The 16,406-nt window shown below is 66.4% G+C and carries 15 protein-coding genes; 11 read left to right on the forward strand and 4 right to left on the reverse strand.

Annotation, left to right across the window (positions count from 1 at the left end):
• Positions 1–62: 62 nt before the first annotated feature.
• From NUW51_RS02200 to NUW51_RS02210, 3 genes are read left to right on the forward strand one after another with little or no spacing between them, the layout of a single operon-like run.
• Positions 63–1,454, forward strand: a complete 1,392-nt coding sequence (locus NUW51_RS02200; protein WP_265562337.1) for an amidohydrolase — start codon at positions 63–65, stop codon at positions 1,452–1,454.
• Entirely contained in the window at positions 1,451–2,755 is a 1,305-nt protein-coding gene (locus tag NUW51_RS02205; RefSeq protein ID WP_265562339.1) for an amidohydrolase family protein, read from the forward strand. The genes NUW51_RS02200 and NUW51_RS02205 overlap by 4 nt, the downstream gene beginning before the upstream one ends.
• A 13-nt stretch (positions 2,756–2,768) precedes the next feature.
• A complete protein-coding gene (locus NUW51_RS02210) occupies positions 2,769–3,440 on the forward strand; it encodes an NnrU family protein (protein ID WP_265562340.1) in 672 nt (223 codons plus the stop codon).
• On the opposite strand, the gene NUW51_RS02215 is transcribed toward NUW51_RS02210, so the two are convergent.
• Positions 3,382–4,818 (reverse strand): alanine/glycine:cation symporter family protein, encoded by a 1,437-nt coding sequence (locus NUW51_RS02215; protein ID WP_265562342.1) that lies wholly within the window; start codon positions 4,816–4,818, stop codon positions 3,382–3,384. The two genes, NUW51_RS02210 and NUW51_RS02215, sit on opposite strands and share 59 nt — an antisense overlap.
• A 123-nt stretch (positions 4,819–4,941) precedes the next feature.
• Between NUW51_RS02215 and glmM the strand changes: the two genes are divergently transcribed.
• The 6 genes from glmM to folP all read left to right on the forward strand — a co-directional run bounded on the left by glmM (position 4,942) and on the right by folP (position 10,831).
• Entirely contained in the window at positions 4,942–6,279 is a 1,338-nt protein-coding gene (gene glmM / locus NUW51_RS02220; RefSeq protein ID WP_265562344.1) for a phosphoglucosamine mutase, read from the forward strand.
• A complete protein-coding gene (gene thiD / locus NUW51_RS02225; RefSeq protein ID WP_265562346.1) occupies positions 6,276–7,490 on the forward strand; it encodes a bifunctional hydroxymethylpyrimidine kinase/phosphomethylpyrimidine kinase in 1,215 nt (404 codons plus the stop codon). The genes glmM and thiD overlap by 4 nt, the downstream gene beginning before the upstream one ends.
• Positions 7,487–7,807, forward strand: coding sequence for a hypothetical protein (locus NUW51_RS02230; protein WP_265562348.1), 321 nt, complete (start codon positions 7,487–7,489; stop codon positions 7,805–7,807). The genes thiD and NUW51_RS02230 overlap by 4 nt, the downstream gene beginning before the upstream one ends.
• Before the next feature lie 3 nt (positions 7,808–7,810).
• The gene (locus NUW51_RS02235) at positions 7,811–8,395 is read left to right on the forward strand and encodes a ribonuclease HII (protein ID WP_265562349.1); all 585 of its coding nucleotides are present in this window, start codon (positions 7,811–7,813) and stop codon (positions 8,393–8,395) included.
• Between the two features lie 196 nt (positions 8,396–8,591).
• Entirely contained in the window at positions 8,592–9,749 is a 1,158-nt protein-coding gene (locus NUW51_RS02240; protein ID WP_322597072.1) for a site-specific DNA-methyltransferase, read from the forward strand.
• A complete protein-coding gene (gene folP / locus NUW51_RS02245; protein ID WP_265562352.1) occupies positions 9,749–10,831 on the forward strand; it encodes a dihydropteroate synthase in 1,083 nt (360 codons plus the stop codon). Before NUW51_RS02240 ends, folP begins: the two co-directional genes overlap by 1 nt.
• A 4-nt stretch (positions 10,832–10,835) precedes the next feature.
• On the opposite strand, the gene NUW51_RS02250 is transcribed toward folP, so the two are convergent.
• The 3 genes from NUW51_RS02250 to NUW51_RS02260 all read right to left on the reverse strand — a co-directional run bounded on the left by NUW51_RS02250 (position 10,836) and on the right by NUW51_RS02260 (position 14,839).
• Positions 10,836–12,626 (reverse strand): DUF885 domain-containing protein, encoded by a 1,791-nt coding sequence (locus tag NUW51_RS02250; RefSeq protein ID WP_265562354.1) that lies wholly within the window; start codon positions 12,624–12,626, stop codon positions 10,836–10,838.
• Between the two features lie 61 nt (positions 12,627–12,687).
• Positions 12,688–13,383 carry an SDR family NAD(P)-dependent oxidoreductase gene (locus NUW51_RS02255; RefSeq protein ID WP_265587909.1) on the reverse strand — a complete coding sequence of 232 codons (696 nt, stop codon included), beginning with the start codon at positions 13,381–13,383 and terminating at the stop codon, positions 12,688–12,690.
• A 19-nt stretch (positions 13,384–13,402) separates the two neighbouring features.
• The gene (locus NUW51_RS02260; RefSeq protein WP_265562356.1) at positions 13,403–14,839 is read right to left on the reverse strand and encodes a sigma-54-dependent transcriptional regulator; all 1,437 of its coding nucleotides are present in this window, start codon (positions 14,837–14,839) and stop codon (positions 13,403–13,405) included.
• 141 nt (positions 14,840–14,980) lie between these two features.
• Between NUW51_RS02260 and NUW51_RS02265 the strand changes: the two genes are divergently transcribed.
• Together NUW51_RS02265 and NUW51_RS02270 are read left to right on the forward strand one after the other, a co-directional pair.
• A complete protein-coding gene (locus NUW51_RS02265) occupies positions 14,981–15,127 on the forward strand; it encodes an aa3-type cytochrome c oxidase subunit IV (protein ID WP_265562357.1) in 147 nt (48 codons plus the stop codon).
• Positions 15,127–16,290 carry an NAD(P) transhydrogenase subunit alpha gene (locus NUW51_RS02270; protein ID WP_265562358.1) on the forward strand — a complete coding sequence of 388 codons (1,164 nt, stop codon included), beginning with the start codon at positions 15,127–15,129 and terminating at the stop codon, positions 16,288–16,290. The genes NUW51_RS02265 and NUW51_RS02270 overlap by 1 nt, the downstream gene beginning before the upstream one ends.
• Positions 16,291–16,406 lie beyond the last annotated feature (116 nt).

Below are 16,406 nucleotides of genomic sequence, written 5' to 3' on the forward strand. Positions count from 1 at the left end.
CTTTCTTTTTCGTGCCGGGGGCGTATCAAGAGCGGCGAACCAGAGCTGACGAAGGGACCCCCATGCGATCCATCTTCCTTGCCGGCGCAGCCTTGGGCCTTTGCGCCTGCGCCACCGCCAATGCGGGCGACAGCGACAAGTCGCCGCCCACGCTGTTCGACAAGAACCCCTTTGCCTCGACCTACGAAGCCTATCCGGGCGTGCCGACGCTCATCACCGGCGCGACAGTGTTCGACGGCAATGGCGGGCGTATCGACAATGGCGCGGTGCTGCTCGAGGATGGCATCGTCACCGGCATCGGCGCCGCGAGCGAGCTTGGCGCGCGCGCGGGCGTGCAGGTCATCGACGGCACCGGCATGTATGTCACGCCGGGCATCATCGACGTGCACAGCCACCTCGGCAATTATCCCAGCCCGGGGATCGAGAGCCTGTCCGACGGGAATGAGCTGACCGGCCCCAACACGGCTTACGTCTGGACCGAACATAGCGTCTGGCCGCAGGACCCCGGCTTTTCGCGCGCGCTCGCCAATGGCGGGGTGACCAGCCTCCAGGTGCTGCCCGGCTCGGGCAATCTGTTCGGCGGGCGTTCGGTGACGTTGAAAAACGTGCCCGGCGCCTCGGTCATGGACATGAAGTTCCCGGGCGCGCCTTATGGCCTCAAGATGGCCTGCGGCGAAAACCCCAAGCGCGTTTATGGCGACAAGGGCGGACCCGGCAGCCGGATGGGCAATGTCGGGCAGGTCCGCGCCGCCTGGATCGAGGCGCAGGATTATGACCGCCAGTGGGACAAATATGAGGCCGAGGGCGGCGAGATGCCGACCCGCGACCTTGCGCTGGACACGCTGCGCGGCGTGCTCGACGGCGAGATTCTCGTCCACAACCACTGCTACCGCGCCGATGAAATGGCGATCATGCTGACCATGGCCGAGGAGTTCGGCTACAAGGTCACCAGCTTCCAGCATGCCGTCGAGAGCTACAAGATCGCCGACCGGCTGCGCGAGGCGGGGACCTGTTCGGCGATGTGGGCCGACTGGTACGGCTTCAAGATGGAAGCCTATGACGGCCTCCCGCAAAATGTCGCCTATGTCCATGCGGCGGGTGCCTGCGCGATCGTCCATTCGGACGATGCCGACGGAATCCAGCGCCTGAACCAGGAAGCCGCCAAGGCGATGGCGTCGGGCGCGCGCATGGGCATCGATATATCCGAAGCCGAAGCGTGGCAGTGGCTCAGCGCCAATCCCGCCAAGAGCCTCGGCATCTACGACCAGACCGGCAGCCTCGAAGTCGGCAAGATGGCCGACGTCGTGCTGTGGAACGGTAATCCCTTCAGCGTCTACACCCGGCCCGCCAAGGTCTGGATCGACGGGGCGCTGCTTTATGATGCCGACAATCCGGCGCTGCGCCCGGTGAGCGATTTCGAACTCGGCCAGCCCGGCATGGGAGACGTCAAATGAACCGCCGCATCCTGAGCGCCATCGCCGCCAGTCTGCTCACCAGCACGGCCGCCACCGCACAGCCGGTCGTCATCTCGGGCGGCACCGTAGCACTGGGCGACGGCTCGGCCCCCATCGAGAATGGCGTCGTCATCGTCGAAAATGGCCGCATCGTCGCGGCGGGCGCGGCGGGCAGCGTGCGCGTGCCCCAAGGCGCGACCATGCTCCATGCCACCGGCAAATGGGTCTCACCCGGCCTCGTCGCTCCGTTCAGCCGCATCGGCCTGTCGGAAATCGACCTGTCCGCCTCGGGCTCGGACGACAGCGGCAATGGCGGCAGCCCGCATAGCGCCGCGATCGATGTCACCTGGAGCGTCAATCCCGCCGCCGGCCCGATCGGGGTGGCGCGCGCTGATGGCGTGACGCGTGCTCTCGTGGCTCCGTCGCCGGGCGACCGCATCTTCGCGGGCCAAGGCGCGGTGATCGACACCGCCACCGACTATGACCCGATCACGCGCGGCAAGGCCTTCCAGCTCGTCTATCTCGGCGAAGCGGGCGCGGGCATCGCCGGCGGCTCGCGCTCGGGCAGCGTGGCCGAGCTGCGCGAAGGGCTGCGCCGCGCGAATGGCGAGGGTGCTTATCGCGACCTGCCCGATGAAAGCCTGCTGACCAGTGCCGACATCGAGGCGCTGGGTCCCGTCGTGGCGGGCGAGGTGCCGATGATGGTCGTCGCCAATCGCGCGGTCGATATCGTCAACCTCATCCGGCTGAAGCGCGAATTTCGCAATCTCGACCTCATCCTTTTGGGCGCGTCAGAGGGACATCTCGTCGCCGACCAGATCGCGGCGGCGGGCATCCCGGTGATCGTCGAACCGACGCAGAACCGTCCCGGCAGCTTCGAGAGCCTCGCGTCCACCCAGAGCAATGCGGGGCGCATGGTCGCCGCCGGGGTCGAGGTCTCGGCTGCGCAGATCAACGATTTCGTCACGCGCGGGGCGCAGAACGGGCGCCAGATGGCGGGCAATCTCGTCGCCATTGGCCGCGTGCCCGGCCACACCGGCCTCAGCTGGGGGCAAGCCTTTGCCACCATCACCTCGACACCCGCGTCGATGATCGGGATGGACGGCGAGATCGGCGTCCTCGCACCCGGTGCGCGCGCCGATGTCGTGCTCTGGTCGGGCGATCCGCTCGAACTCACCAGCCATGCCGAGCGCGTATGGATCGACGGGGTCGAGCAAAGCCTCGAGAACCGGCAGACCGCGCTCGCGCGGCGCTATCGCAGCCTCGTGCGCGAACAATTGCCCAAGGCTTATCGGCGGTGAAAGGGACGGGCCGGTGAACGGGGAGGCCGCTCTCGCGCTATGGGCGGCGGCCTTTCCCGCCACCCACCTGCTCTTGAGCCACCCTTTCCGAGCGCCGCTGGTGCGTCGGTTGGGCGCGGGCGGCTTCATGGCGCTCTATTCGCTGGTCGCGCTCCTTTGCCTGTGGGGGATGAGCGAGGCCTATAAGGCGCTCTCGGGTGCGCCGCACCTGTTCGACCCGCTCCCCTTCTGGTGGCCGGTCAGCCTCGTCACCTGGTTCGCGATGGTGCTTTTCGCCGGCTCGCTGCGCGGTAATCCCGCGCTGCCGCAGCCCGATGCCGACAAGATTGCCGCGCGGCCCGTCGGCGGCGTCTATGCCATCACGCGCCACCCGATGATGTGGGGCTTCGCGCTTTGGGCGCTCAGTCACATGGTCATCAACCCGACCTTACCGAGCTGGATGGTGTCGACCTCGATCCTCTTCACCGCGCTCCTCGGCGCGGCGGGTCAGGACGTGAAGAAGCGCAAGCTCATGGGCGAGGCGTGGAAGGATTGGCAGGCGCGCACCAGCTTTTGGCCTTTCGCCAAGGGTTTCGCGCACCCCGGCGCCTTCGCGCTGATCCTTGGGACACTGCTCTTCCTCGCCGTCACCTGGGCGCATGGCTGGCTGGGGGCGTATCCGACGGGGCTGTGGCGCCTCCTTTGACGACGCGGCTCCAGTAATCGTCGACCATTGCCTTCAACTCGGGCCAGAACCAGTAGAGCGCGATGATGTTGGGGATGGCCATGAGGAAGAAGGCGCTGTCGACGAAATCCACGACCGCGCCGACCGACAGGATCGCCGCTACCGGCATCGAGCCGAGGTAGAAGAGGCGGAAGATCCACACCTTGTGCGGCCCTTCGCCGAACAGATAGGTCCATGCCTGGAGACCGTAGAAGCCCCACGCACACAGCGTCGAATAGGCAAACAGGAAGACCGCGAGCGTCAGCAGCCACGGCATGATCGGTCCGATCTGCGCGAAGGCGGCGGCGGTGATGGCGATGCCTTCCGCGCCGGGTTCGTTCCATGTCCCCGCCACGACGATGGCGAGCGCCCCCAGCGAACAGATGACGACGGTGTCGATGAACGGCTCCAGGAGCGCGACCATCCCCTCGGCGACCGGCTCGTCGGTGCGGCTCTGGCTGTGCGCGATGACCGCCGAGCCGATGCCCGCTTCGGTCGAGAAGACCGCACGGCGCATGCCGATGATGAAGGCGCCGAGCGCGCCGCCTGCCGCCGCCTCGCCGGTGAAGGCGTCTGAGACGATGAAGGACAAGGCGCCCGGGATGTCGCGCCAGCCGACAACCAGGATCGCCAGCACGCCGATCAGGTAGACCACGCCCATGGCGGGCACGATCGCGGCGGTCACGCGCCCCAGCCGCCGCGCCCCACCGAAAATTACCGCGCCCACCAAAACCGCCATGCCGAGGCCGTAAAGCGTGGCATTGGTCGGCGTATCCGCCACGCCGAAGGCGCTGGTCGTCAGCTCGTAGCTCTGGTTCACCTGCAACATCGGTAGCCCGCCGAAGATGGCGAAAAATGCCCAGATGCCGCCGAGGACGAGGCCGAGACGCGGCAGCCCGCGCTGCGCCAGCCCGTTCTTGAGCGTGTACATCGGCCCGCCGCGCACCTCGCCGTCACGCCCGATCTCGCGATATTTGAGGCCCAGCGTCACCTCGGCGAACTTAAGGCTCATCGCGAACCAGCCGATGATGAACATCCAGAAGGCCGCGCCCGGCCCGCCGGTGGCGATGGCGATCGCCACGCCCGCGATATTGCCGAGGCCAACCGTGCCCGACAAAGCGGTGGCGAGCGCCTGGAAGGGAGTGAGCGCGCCGTCGGCCTTCTCATCGACGAACTTGCCGCGTAGCACCGAGATGGCGTGGGCAAAGCCGCGCAAGTTGATGAAGCCGAGGCCAAGCGTCGTCACGACCATCGGGATGGCCAGCCACATGACGATGACCCCGACCGGCTGGCCGACGATGGTGACCTCGGCAAAGACCACCGAAGATATGAAGGCGATCGTCTCGGCAAGCCATTCCATGAAAAATTCCCCGCTCTTGTGCGGCTGCGAACGTAGGCGATCGGTAGCAAAAGGCAATCTGGCGGCGTCTCCTGCCGCTCACCCCCTCGCATCTTGGGGACGGGCGGGCTATGCCGCTGCCCCATGAGCAGACAATTTTTCGGCACCGACGGGATTCGCGGTCGAACCAATGCGGAACCCATGACCGCGCGCATGGCCCTGAAGGTCGGGCAGGCCGCGGGTGCCCATTTCCAGCGCGGCGACCATCGCCACCGCGTCGTCATCGGCAAGGACACGCGATTGTCAGGCTATATGATGGAAAGCGCGCTGGTCGCGGGCTTCACCAGCGTGGGCATGGACGTCGTCCTGCTCGGCCCCATGCCGACCCCCGCCGTCGCCATGCTGACCCATTCGATGCGCGCCGACATGGGCGTCATGATCTCGGCCAGCCACAATCCGTTCGAGGACAATGGCATCAAGCTGTTCGGCCCCGACGGCTACAAGCTGTCGGACGAGGACGAGCACGCGATCGAGGCGCTGATCACCGATGAACCCGGGCTCGTCGAGAGCGCCCGGATCGGGCGCGCCAAGCGCATCGACGATGCGATCGGGCGCTATGTTCATTTCGCCAAGTCGACCTTTCCCAATCGCCTGCGCCTCGATGGGCTCAAGATCGTCCTCGATTGCGCCAATGGTGCCGCCTACAAGGCCGCGCCGCTGGCGCTGTGGGAATTGGGCGCCGACCTCATCACCTTGGGCGTCGAGCCCGACGGCACCAACATCAACGACGGCTGCGGTTCGACCGCGCCCTCGCTGATGCAGGAAACGGTGGTCGCTTCGGGCGCCGATATCGGGCTCGCGCTCGACGGCGATGCCGACCGGCTGATCGTCTGCGACGAGAAGGGCCGTATCATCGACGGCGACCAGCTGATGGCGCTCATCGCGCTGCACAAGAAGAAGCACGACCAGCTCAAGGGCGACGCGCTCGTCGCCACCGTCATGTCGAATCTCGGGCTCGAACGGCACATGAAGGCCAATGGCCTCGACCTCGTTCGTGCCAAGGTGGGCGATCGCTACGTGCTCGAGGAAATGCGCAAGCGTGGCTGCAACGTCGGCGGCGAGCAATCGGGGCATATCATCCTGACCGATCATGCCACCACCGGCGACGGGCTGGTGGCGGGCTTGCAGATCCTCGCGGCGATGGTCGATGCGGACAAACCGGCGTCGCAGATGCTTAACCAGTTCGATACCATTCCCCAGTACCTGAAAAATGTGCGCTACTCGGGCGGGGATCCGCTCGCGGACGCGCGCGTCAAGCAGGCGATCCAGGAAGCCGAGGCCGCGCTTGCCAAGGATGGGCGCATGGTGATCCGCAAGTCGGGCACCGAGCCGCTCGTCCGGGTGATGGCCGAGGGGGAAGATGCCGCGATGGTCGAACAATGGGTCGATCATGTCGTCGCGGCGGTGAAAGAGGTTTCATGAACACAAGGGCGACACCGGTAATCCTCTCGATTGCAGGATCGGACAGCGGCGGCGGGGCAGGGATCCAGGCCGACGTGCGCACCATCACCATGCTCGGCGCGCATCCGTGCACCGCGATCACCGCGGTCACCGCGCAAAATACCACCGGCGTCGGCGCGATCCATCCCGTGCCCGCCGAGATCGTGCTCGAACAGATCGACGCCGTGCTCGCCGATTTCGAGGTCAGCGCGATCAAGGTGGGGATGACCGGCAGCGCCTTCACCACCCGCGCCATCGCGCAGCGGCTGCGCGAATTGGATGGCAAGGTGCCGATCATCGTCGATCCGGTCATCGTCGCCACCTCGGGCGATCATCTGGCCGACGAGGCGACGGTGCAAGCCTTGGGCGAATTGTTCGAGATCGCGACCCTGTCGACCCCCAACATGCCCGAGGTCGTCCAGCTGACCGGCGAGGACGACCCCATCGCGGGCGCGCTCCAGCTCGTCGGGCGCCACGGCTCGCCCGTGCTGCTGACCGGTGGCCATGAAGAGGGCGAGGCGCTCGCCGACGCGCTGATCGAGGATGACAACATCACCAGCTGGCAGGGCACCCGCATCGACACGGTGCACGACCATGGCACCGGCTGCACGCTGTCGGCTGCCATCGCCGCCTTCATCGGCGGCGGCATCGGCCTCAACGAGGCGATCGATCGCGCGCGCATGTTCGTGCGCATGGGGCTCCACGAAGCCCCCGGTCTCGGCCAAGGGCACGGCCCGCTCGGCCTGTCGCGCATTCGCATGGATGTGGGCGCCACCGGCCGCGACGTCGCGCCGCGTCTCAACCAGCTGACCGTCACCGGCACCGACTATGACAAGATGGTCGATTTCTACAAACGCATCGGCCTTCGCCAGATCGTCGACAGCCCCGACAACCAATATGCCCGCTTCGAAACGGGCGGGGGTACGACCTTCTCGGTCCAGTGCGATCCCGATGCGCCCGTCGCGGAGAATTTCGCCGTCTATTTCGAATGCGACGATCTCGACAGCCGCGTCGAGCGGCTCGCGCGCGAGGGGCTGCCGTTCGAACATGGGCCGCGCGCCCAGCCGTGGATGTGGCGCGAGGCGCGGCTGCGCGATCCTGCCGGTAACGCCGTCTTCCTCTACAAGGCGGGCGAGAACCGCCGCTATCCGCCGTGGCGGATTGGAGAGGGCGGAGAGGAGATGCCGTCGTGATCGCCACTTTCTTCGAGTGGGTGATCAAGGAAGGGATGGAGGCGCAATTCCGCGAGGGCTGGGAAGAGGTCACCGCGATGCTCTATCCCGATGGCAGCTTCGGCTCCTCGCTCTTCACCAACGAGGCGGGCAATCTGTGCGCCATCGCGCTGTGGCCCGACAAGGCGACCCGCGATGCAGCGTTTGCGCCCTATCTCGAGGCACCCACCGAGGCGCATTTGAAGATGCGCGCGGCGGTCGAACGGTCGGTTCATCGCATCGACCTTGATTGCATCAGCGAGATGTGGCGCCTTCCGGAGCATGTCGGACGAGGCTGAAGCATGATCGTTGGCGTCGATGAAGCGGGCAGGGGGCCGCTCGCCGGGCCCGTCGTGGCGGCCGCCGTGCACTTGTGTGGTACCCCCATCCGCGGGCTCGATGATTCCAAGAAGCTGAAGGCCGAGAAGCGCGCCGTGCTGGCGGGACGTATCCGCGAGCGCTGCAAGGTCGGCGTTGGGATCGCTAGCGTCGAGGAAATCGACGCCTACAACATCCTCAACGCCACCATGCTGGCGATGGCGCGGGCGGTGGAGCAGTGCTGCGTCGCCTTGGGCTGCGATCCCGCCGAAATCCTCATCGACGGTAACCTCACCCCCGAGGGCCGCCGCCCCGAATGGCGCTGGGCCGGCGCGCGGGCGATCATCGGCGGCGATGCGTCGCAAAAATGCATTGCGGCGGCCTCGATCATCGCCAAGGAAACACGCGACGCGATGATGGCCGATTATGAAATCGTCCACCCCGGCTACGGCTTTGGCCAGCACAAGGGCTATGGCACCGCCAGGCATCTCCAGGCGCTGCGCGAACAAGGGCCGAGCCCCATCCACCGCCGCAGTTTCGCCCCCGTGGCGCAGCTCGCGCTCATTTAATTTCGCAACCGAGTCTTTGGAGTCACACCACAAGGGGTTGAGTCCCATCGATTCCGCCGGACTCAAGATGTTGTGGTTAAGGGGTGCGTGAGTCCTTTTGACAGACTTGCGCGTTAAAAGCCTGATTCCCCGCCGAATCTTGACCGCGAATCATGGTTGATTCAGGGGTCATGGTCCGACACGAAAAGGACCGGGCATGAACGAACTGACCCCCATCGAGGCCTATTGCGACCCCGAACTCGCGCGCGGCACCGCCAAGCGTAAGCGGACCTCGAAGAAGGTGCTCCCCCTCGACCAGATCATCGAGGGCGATTGCATCGCCGCCATGGCGCGCATGCCCGACAAGTCGGTCGATCTCATCTTCGCCGACCCGCCTTACAATCTCCAATTGGGCGGCAACCTCTTGCGCCCCGAAGGCGGCAAGGTCGATGCCTGCGACGATGAATGGGACCGGTTCGAAAGCTTCCAGGCCTATGACGATTTCACCCGCGATTGGCTCGCCGAGGCGCGCCGCATCCTTAAGGACGACGGCTCGATCTGGGTGATCGGGAGCTATCACAATATCTTCCGCTGCGGCGCGATCCTCCAGGACATGGGCTATTGGATCTTGAACGACATCATCTGGCGCAAGACCAACCCCATGCCCAATTTCCGCGGCACGCGCTTCACCAATGCGCATGAGACACTGCTGTGGTGCGCCAAGTCGGAAACGTCGAAATACAAGTTCAATTATCGCGCCATGAAGGCCCTCAACGAGGATGTGCAGATGCGCTCCGACTGGACGCTGCCCATCTGTTCGGGCGGCGAGCGGTTGAAGGACGATGCGGGCGACAAGGTGCATCCGACGCAAAAGCCCGAGGCGCTGCTCTACCGCGTGCTGCTCGCCTGCACCAAGCCGGGCGATGTCGTGCTCGATCCCTTCTTCGGCACCGGCACGACCGGCGCGGTGGCCAAGCGCCTCAACCGCCGCTGGATCGGGCTCGAGCGCGAGCGCGACTATATCGAGGCGGCGCAGGCGCGCATCGACGGCGAAATGCCCTTGGATGAAAGCCAGATGGTGACCATTGCCGAGAAGCGCTCGGCGCCGCGCGTCGCCTTCGGCGCACTGGTCGAGAACGGCATGATCGCGCCCGGTACGGTGCTGCAGGACGCCAAGGGTCGCTGGCAGGCCACCGTCGGCCTCGACGGCAGCCTCAAGAGTGGCAGCCATTCGGGTTCGATTCACCAGGTCGGCAAGAATTTGCAGGGTGCGCCGAGCTGCAACGGCTGGACCTTCTGGAAGATCGAGCTCGATGGCGAATGGCGCGACATCGACGTCCTGCGCCAGCGCCATATCGCCACGCTCGGACAGTAATGACCCGGACTATCCTTCGTCCCACCGCTTTCGTCGATGCGCCCTTCGGCCATGACGGCAAGGTCGCGCGGCTGGCGGGCGGGATGCTGTGGTTCGCGGCGGTCGAACTCCTCCGCCTCGATGACAGCAATCGGTTGAGCCGCAGCGAACTGGTGCCGGTCGAAGGGGTGGAAGCCAGCTTTGACGACGACATGGCGGCGCAGTGGCAGGCGATCACCCAGCCGCGCGTGCCGCTCCAGCTGGGCGAACGTACAATCCCGCTCGACCAGCCGCGCGTGATGGGTATCCTCAACGTCACTCCCGACAGCTTCTCCGACGGCGGCAGCCACGACAGCGTCGATGCCGCCTGCTTCGCTGGCGCCGACATGACGACTGCGGGCGCGGCAATCCTCGATGTGGGCGGGGAGAGCACACGGCCCGGCGCGCGCACCGTCTGGGAAGGCGACGAGATCGAGCGTGTCGCACCCGTCATCGAGCGGCTTGCCAAGGGCGGCAATGCCGTGTCGGTCGACACGCGCAAGGCCGGCGTGATGGAGCGCGCGCTCCAACTTGGCGCGCATATGATCAACGACGTCTCGGCGCTGGGCTGGGACGAACGTTCGGTACAGGTTGCTGCCGCCTCGGACGTGCCAATCGTGCTGATGCACGCGCAGGGCGACCCGCAGGTGATGCAGGACAACCCCCGCTACGATCACCCGCTCATCGACATCTGGCTCTGGCTCGAGGACCGCGTCGCCTGGGCCGCCGAGCGCGGCATCGACAAGGCGCGTCTCATCCTCGATCCGGGCATCGGCTTCGGCAAGAGCGTGCAGCACAATCTGGCGCTGATGAACGGGCTCGCCGCCTTTCACGGCCTCGGCTGCCCGATCCTCCTGGGCGCCAGCCGCAAGCGGATGATCGGCGCGCTGGCGGGCGAGGCGGAGGCCGACCAGCGCCTGCCCGGCAGCCTCACTCTCGCGCTGAAAGCCGCCGAGCAGGGCGCGCAGATATTGCGCGTCCACGACGTGCCCGAGACCGTTCAGGCGCTGAAAGTGTGGCGGGGCCTCAAGGACGAGGCCCTCACCCCCAAATTACCGCTCTAGGCGCTTACTCGATCGGCAAATCGAACATCAGCGCGCGGGCATAGCGCACCGGCGGCGAGCCGTGGCTCAACACCGCGTCATGATAGGCCTTGAGGTCGAAGTCGTCGCCGAGCCGCGCCTCGGCTTCCTCGCGTAGCGCCATATGCTCGAGATAGCCGACAATATAGGTCGGCAGCTGGGTCGAGCCGAGGTTGGCGCGCACCCACTTGCCCGCCGCTTCGCGCTCCTGCTGGAAGGTGCGGACCGTCATCAGCTCCATCGCCTCGGCTTCGGTCATGCCCTCGGTGTGGATGCCGATATCGAGCAGCGCATTGGCCGCCGCGCGCAGCCGCATCTTGTGCACGGTCATCTGGTAGAGCGGGTCATAGTCGAGATAGCCGAGCTCGCGCATGACTTCTTCGGAATAGACCGCCCAGCCTTCGACGAAGCTACCCGACCAGAGGACGGCGCGCAGGTCGCTGTCGTTCTGCACGCTATGCGCGAGCTGGAGGATATGCCCCGGGATCGCCTCGTGGATGTTGAGTTCGTGGATCATGTAGTGATTATATTCGCTGAGGAAGCTCACTGCCTGTTCGTCGGTCCAGTCGGCCGGGATGGGCGATACCGCGTAGAAAGCGGGAAGATGCTGTTCCTGCGGCCCCGGCGGATCGGCATAGGCGACTGCATAGCCCTGCTGGAATTCGGGCATGGTGATGATTTCGAAATTCAAGGGCGGAATGGTGATGAAATCCTTTTCGCGCGTGAAATCGGTCGACTGGTCGACGAGGTTGCGGGCATATTGCTCGAGCTCCTCGCGCTCGGGGCGGACGGCGTATGACAGCGCCAGCCCCGCCTCGATCAGCGCCTGCTGGTCGGTGGGGACGGCCATGCCCTTGGCGGTGAGCGCCTGCGTGGCGAGCTGCGCCATCGCGTCCCGGCTGTCGACGATCGTCGCCTCGGCCATCGCCTTGATCTCCTCGAGGCTCAATGGCGACTGGAGCGCGAACTGGAGCTTGGTGCGATAGCGATCCATGCCGAGGGCGTGGGTGCCGCTGGCATTCGGCACGAGCGTGTCGTTGAGCCACGCCTGATGCTCGGCGATCGCGGGCTTCAAGGCGGCATAAGCGGCATCGAAGGCCGCGGCATCGGCCGCCGACAGCGCGTCCTTATGCGGTGCCAGCATGCCGTCGATGATGCTGGTCAGGCCGGCGTGCTGCGATGCGACGGTCTGCGCCATGATCGGTGGGACCAGCGCGGGATCGAGATTGGCGCGCGCGGCCGCGAAGATTCGCGGCAAGGCCTGCATTCGCGCGGTCGCCGCCTTCAAGCGCACGTCCCACGGGGCGAAATCGCGCGCGGCGAGGCCGTAGAGCGCACCGCCGGCATAGCCTTGGTAGATTTGCGGATCGCGCGCCCAGACCCGCTCGTGGATCATCTGCCAGCGGGTGTAGCGCAGCGCGTTCTCGAGCAGGGCGGCATCGACTTGACGGTCGCGGCTCAGCGCGTCGCGGTCGATTTGCGCCAGCCAGTCGAGGTGGCGGTCGACCTGCGCCATCATGAGCGCGCGCCCGCTCGCCGACAGGTCGGTCACGCGATCATCGAACCGGTGGTCGCCGCGCGTCGTCGCACTGACGGGATCGAGCTGCGCATCCATATCGAGGTAGGAGGCGGCAAGCGCATCGAAGGCGGCATTGGCCACCTCGCTCGCGGCAGCGGCTTCGATCGGCGCGGCGATGGTCTCGACCGTCTGGTTCACCGGCGCGCAGGCCGCCGCCAGCGCGCCCAGCGCCAGCCCGCCAAGAAAATGCGTTTTCATATGTCGTCCCCAGTGTCTCGTTGCTGTTGCGAAACAGCTTAAGCGCGCCGGGGAGGCTTGACTAGAGGACCGTGCCGCCGTCGCTCGTCAGCACGCTGCCGGTGATGGTGGCAGCATCGTCCGACAGGAGGAAGGCGACCTGCGCGGCGATTTCGTCGGGCCGGGCATAGCGGCCGAGCGGCACGGTCGCCCCCATCGCGGCGATCTGCTCGTCGCGGTCCTTCTCCTCGTCGAGCATCGGGTTCCAGATCGGCGTATCGACCCCGCCTGGCGCGATGGCGTTGACGCGAATGCGGCGCCGCGCGGCCTCGGCGGCGGCGATCTTGGTAAGCTGGATCAGCGCGGCCTTGCTGGTGCCATAGGCAGCGGTGTGGGGGAAGGCTTTGAGCGCGCTGGCCGAGGAGATGGTGACGATGCTCCCGCCCTCGTTCATCGCCCCCAGCGCAGCCTTCAGCGTCAGGAAGGCGCCATCGAGGTTGATCGCCATGGTGCGCCGCCATTCCTCGAACGAGAGGTCGCGGATCGGCGCGGCGGTGCCGATGCCCGCATTGACGATGGCGCCGTCGAGCACGCCAAGCTCCGCGCCTTCCCAGAAAGCGGGGTCGGACACGTCGCCGACCATCACCTCATGATCGCCCGCAGGCGGGGTGAGGGGGGCGATGTCGTTGAGGAGGAGGCGCGCGCCCCGCTCGGCGAGATGCACGGCGCAGGCCTTGCCGATCCCGGAGGCGGCGCCAGTGATGAGGATGCGGGTCATGCCCGCCACGCTATGCGCCTCAGGCCGCGGTGTCGATGCCGAGATCGCCGAGCTTGCGATAGAGCGTGGAACGCCCGATGCCGAGGCGGCGCGCCACTTCGGTCATGCGACCGCGATAATGGCCGATGGCGAGGCGGATGAGGTCGGCCTCAATGTCGGACAGGGTTCGGATGTGGCCGTCCTCGTCGAAAATGGTGACGGGGCCCGCGCCCGCCAGCGCCTGATCGCTGCTCGCCTTCGACAATTCGGTGCGCGCGTCGGACTTGCGCCCGGTGAAGCGCGACTGAATGGCGATGTGCGGAAAGTCATCGGCGGTCAGGCTGTTGCCCTCGCAAGCCACCGCGGCACGGAACAGGACGCTGCCCAGCTGGCGCAGATTGCCCGGCCAACCGTAGCGCATCAGCACGGCGAGCGCGTCATTGCCGATCGACAGCGGGCGCATCCCCGGCTGTTCGGCGATGCGCGCGAGGAAGTGGCGCGCCAGCGCGGGAATGTCGGACGAGCGCTCGCGCAGCGACGGCAGGATGACGACGGTATTCTCCACCCGCTCCTTCAGCCGCGCGTCGAATTCGGCGGGCAGGGGTCGGTTGGACGTGGCGATGAGGCGTACGTCGACGCTCGACGAGCCGTTGCAGCCGACCGGCCGGACTTCACCCGTCGCCAGCGTCCGATCGAGCGCATTTTGCGTTTCGAGCGGCAGGCGGGCGATGTTCTTGATCAGGAGGGTGCCTTCATTGGCCTCGACGAGGCGCCCGGTCTTTTCGGAAAAAGCGCCCGGAAAGGCGCCCGCGACATGGCCGAATAATTCGCTCTCGATCGACTTTTCGCTGACGAGCTTGGCATCGAGCGTCACCAGCGGGCCGCGCGCGCGAAGGCTGGCCTGGTGGATGGCGCGGGCGAAACTTTCCTTGCCGGTGCCGGGCTCGCCGACGACCAGCACGGGCAGGCGGTTGCGTGCCGCCTTGGCCGCGACCGCGAGCGCCGAGCGGAATTGCGGCGCGGCGCCGACCAGCTGCTCGAGGCTCAGTTCGACGTCGAGCTTTTCCGACAAGGGCGCGAGCTCGCCGCCGGGGCGGCGGCGGTCGGCATGGGTATTCAAGGCTTCCAGGAGGCGTTCGGGCGCAACGGGCTTGGACAGATAATCGGACGCCCCGGCGCGCATCGCATCGACCGCCAGTTCGACCGAGCCCGCATCGGCAAGCACGATCACGGGCAGGTCGGGGCGCTCCTCGCGCAGCGCTTCGAGGAAGGCCGGACCGGTCGCACCGTCCCAGCTCGACAGGATCGCGGCGCGCACCTCGCGACCATGCGGCCCCTGAAGGAGGCCGGTCGCGGTCTCGATATCGGCGGCGCCCACCACCATCCAGTCGGCGCGCTGGGCAACCGTCGAAACGATGCGACGTTCATCGGCATCCGAATCGAGCAACAGCAGCGATCGCACCGTGGGTTCGCGCATGGACATTCCTCCCGTTTCACCCTCCGTCATAGCGGCAGACGATGAAATAGGGGTTAAGGGCTTGGCAAGGGGCTTGTCGGGAATGGCGGTGCGGGCTTAAGTGGCGGTCGAGAAATTCACGCATTTGCGACAGAGGACATCATGGCCGACAAGAAATATCCGACCGCGACCGAAATGGACTATCCCGCGCACCGCGCGACCTGGAGCCATTTCCTCAGCCTGCTCAAATGGGGCATCTACCTGACCGTCCCGATCGTCATCCTCGTGATGATCATCATCGCCAATTGATGAAGCTCGCGGTCCTCAAGGAAGGCGCGGGCGAGCCCCGCGTCGCCGCCATCCCCGAAACGGTCAAGAAACTGGCCGCCAAGGGATATGACATCCTCATCGAGGCGGGCGCCGGGACGCGCGCCGGGATCGGGGATGACGCCTATGAAGCGGCGGGCGCGAGGATCGTGACACGGCAGGATGCTGTCACCAAGGGGGACGTGCTCCTCACCGTGATGGGGCCCGACCCGTCCGAATTGAAGGGCGCCAAGAAGGGCGCCGTGCTGCTGGGCGCATTGTCGCCCGCCACGCGCGGGGCCGAGATCGGCGGCTATGCCGGGCTCGGGCTGGAAGCGCTGGCGATGGAGTGGATGCCGCGCATCACCCGCGCGCAGTCGATGGACATTCTCTCCTCGCAGTCGAACCTCGCGGGCTACAAGGCAGTGGTCGACGCCGCCTCGCTCTTCGAGCGCGCCTTCCCGATGATGATGACTGCGGCGGGCACGGTGAGCCCGGCGAAGGTCTTTGTGATGGGGGTGGGCGTCGCCGGCCTCCAGGCGATCGCCACCGCCAAGCGCATGGGCGCGCAGGTCAGCGCCACCGACGTGCGCTCGGCCACCAAGGAACAGATCCAGTCGCTGGGCGCCAAGCCGATCTTCGTCGAGGCGGTCGAGGGCATCGAGGGCGAGGGCGCGGGCGGCTATGCCGGCGAGACCTCCGAGGAATATAAGAAAGCGCAGGCCGAACTGGTCTCGGACCATATCGGCAAGCAGGACATCGTCATCACCACAGCGCTCATTCCCGGGCGTCCCGCGCCGCGGCTGATCAGCGATACACAGCTCAAGACCATGAAGCCGGGCAGCGTGATCGTCGACCTTGCCGCCGAAGCGGGCGGCAATGTCGAAGGCTGCGTGGCGGGCGAGACGGTCGAGCGCCACGGGGTGAAGATCGTCGGCGCGGTGCAATTGGCGCGCACTTTGGCGGGCGATGCCGCTGCGCTCTTCTCGCGCAACCTCGCCAATTTCCTGCTCGCCTACACGGTGGGATCGGACGACGAATCGGCGGGTGATTCGCCCGCGCAAGACGGCCGGTTGCTCCTCCCGGACGAGGACGAATTGGTGGCCGGGATCCGGCTCACGAAGGGCGGCGAGATCGTCCACGAGCGCCTCCGCGCCATGGGTTGATCATCGGCCGGGCCACGGCCCGTTCGTTTCGCCGCGCAAATGACTGCGCGCGCCAGTAACCATCTTTGAAACAAAGAAAAACCCGGCCGAAGCCGGGTTAGTCTTTTTGGGTTGTC

It is taken from the genome of Sphingomicrobium arenosum, assembly GCF_026157085.1.
Lineage (GTDB): Bacteria > Pseudomonadota > Alphaproteobacteria > Sphingomonadales > Sphingomonadaceae > Sphingomicrobium > Sphingomicrobium arenosum.

Coding starts and splice junctions, on each gene's coding strand:
- NUW51_RS02200 (WP_265562337.1), top strand. CDS start 63: ATGCGATCCATCTTCCTTGCCGGCGCAGCCTTGGGCCTTTGCGCCTGC.
- NUW51_RS02205 (WP_265562339.1), top strand. CDS start 1,451: ATGAACCGCCGCATCCTGAGCGCCATCGCCGCCAGTCTGCTCACCAGC.
- NUW51_RS02215 (WP_265562342.1), bottom strand. CDS start 4,818: ATGGAATGGCTTGCCGAGACGATCGCCTTCATATCTTCGGTGGTCTTT.
- glmM (WP_265562344.1), top strand. CDS start 4,942: ATGAGCAGACAATTTTTCGGCACCGACGGGATTCGCGGTCGAACCAAT.
- thiD (WP_265562346.1), top strand. CDS start 6,276: ATGAACACAAGGGCGACACCGGTAATCCTCTCGATTGCAGGATCGGAC.
- NUW51_RS02235 (WP_265562349.1), top strand. CDS start 7,811: ATGATCGTTGGCGTCGATGAAGCGGGCAGGGGGCCGCTCGCCGGGCCC.
- NUW51_RS02240 (WP_322597072.1), top strand. CDS start 8,592: ATGAACGAACTGACCCCCATCGAGGCCTATTGCGACCCCGAACTCGCG.
- folP (WP_265562352.1), top strand. CDS start 9,749: ATGACCCGGACTATCCTTCGTCCCACCGCTTTCGTCGATGCGCCCTTC.
- NUW51_RS02250 (WP_265562354.1), bottom strand. CDS start 12,626: ATGAAAACGCATTTTCTTGGCGGGCTGGCGCTGGGCGCGCTGGCGGCG.
- NUW51_RS02255 (WP_265587909.1), bottom strand. CDS start 13,383: ATGACCCGCATCCTCATCACTGGCGCCGCCTCCGGGATCGGCAAGGCC.
- NUW51_RS02260 (WP_265562356.1), bottom strand. CDS start 14,839: ATGCGCGAACCCACGGTGCGATCGCTGCTGTTGCTCGATTCGGATGCC.
- NUW51_RS02265 (WP_265562357.1), top strand. CDS start 14,981: ATGGCCGACAAGAAATATCCGACCGCGACCGAAATGGACTATCCCGCG.
- NUW51_RS02270 (WP_265562358.1), top strand. CDS start 15,127: ATGAAGCTCGCGGTCCTCAAGGAAGGCGCGGGCGAGCCCCGCGTCGCC.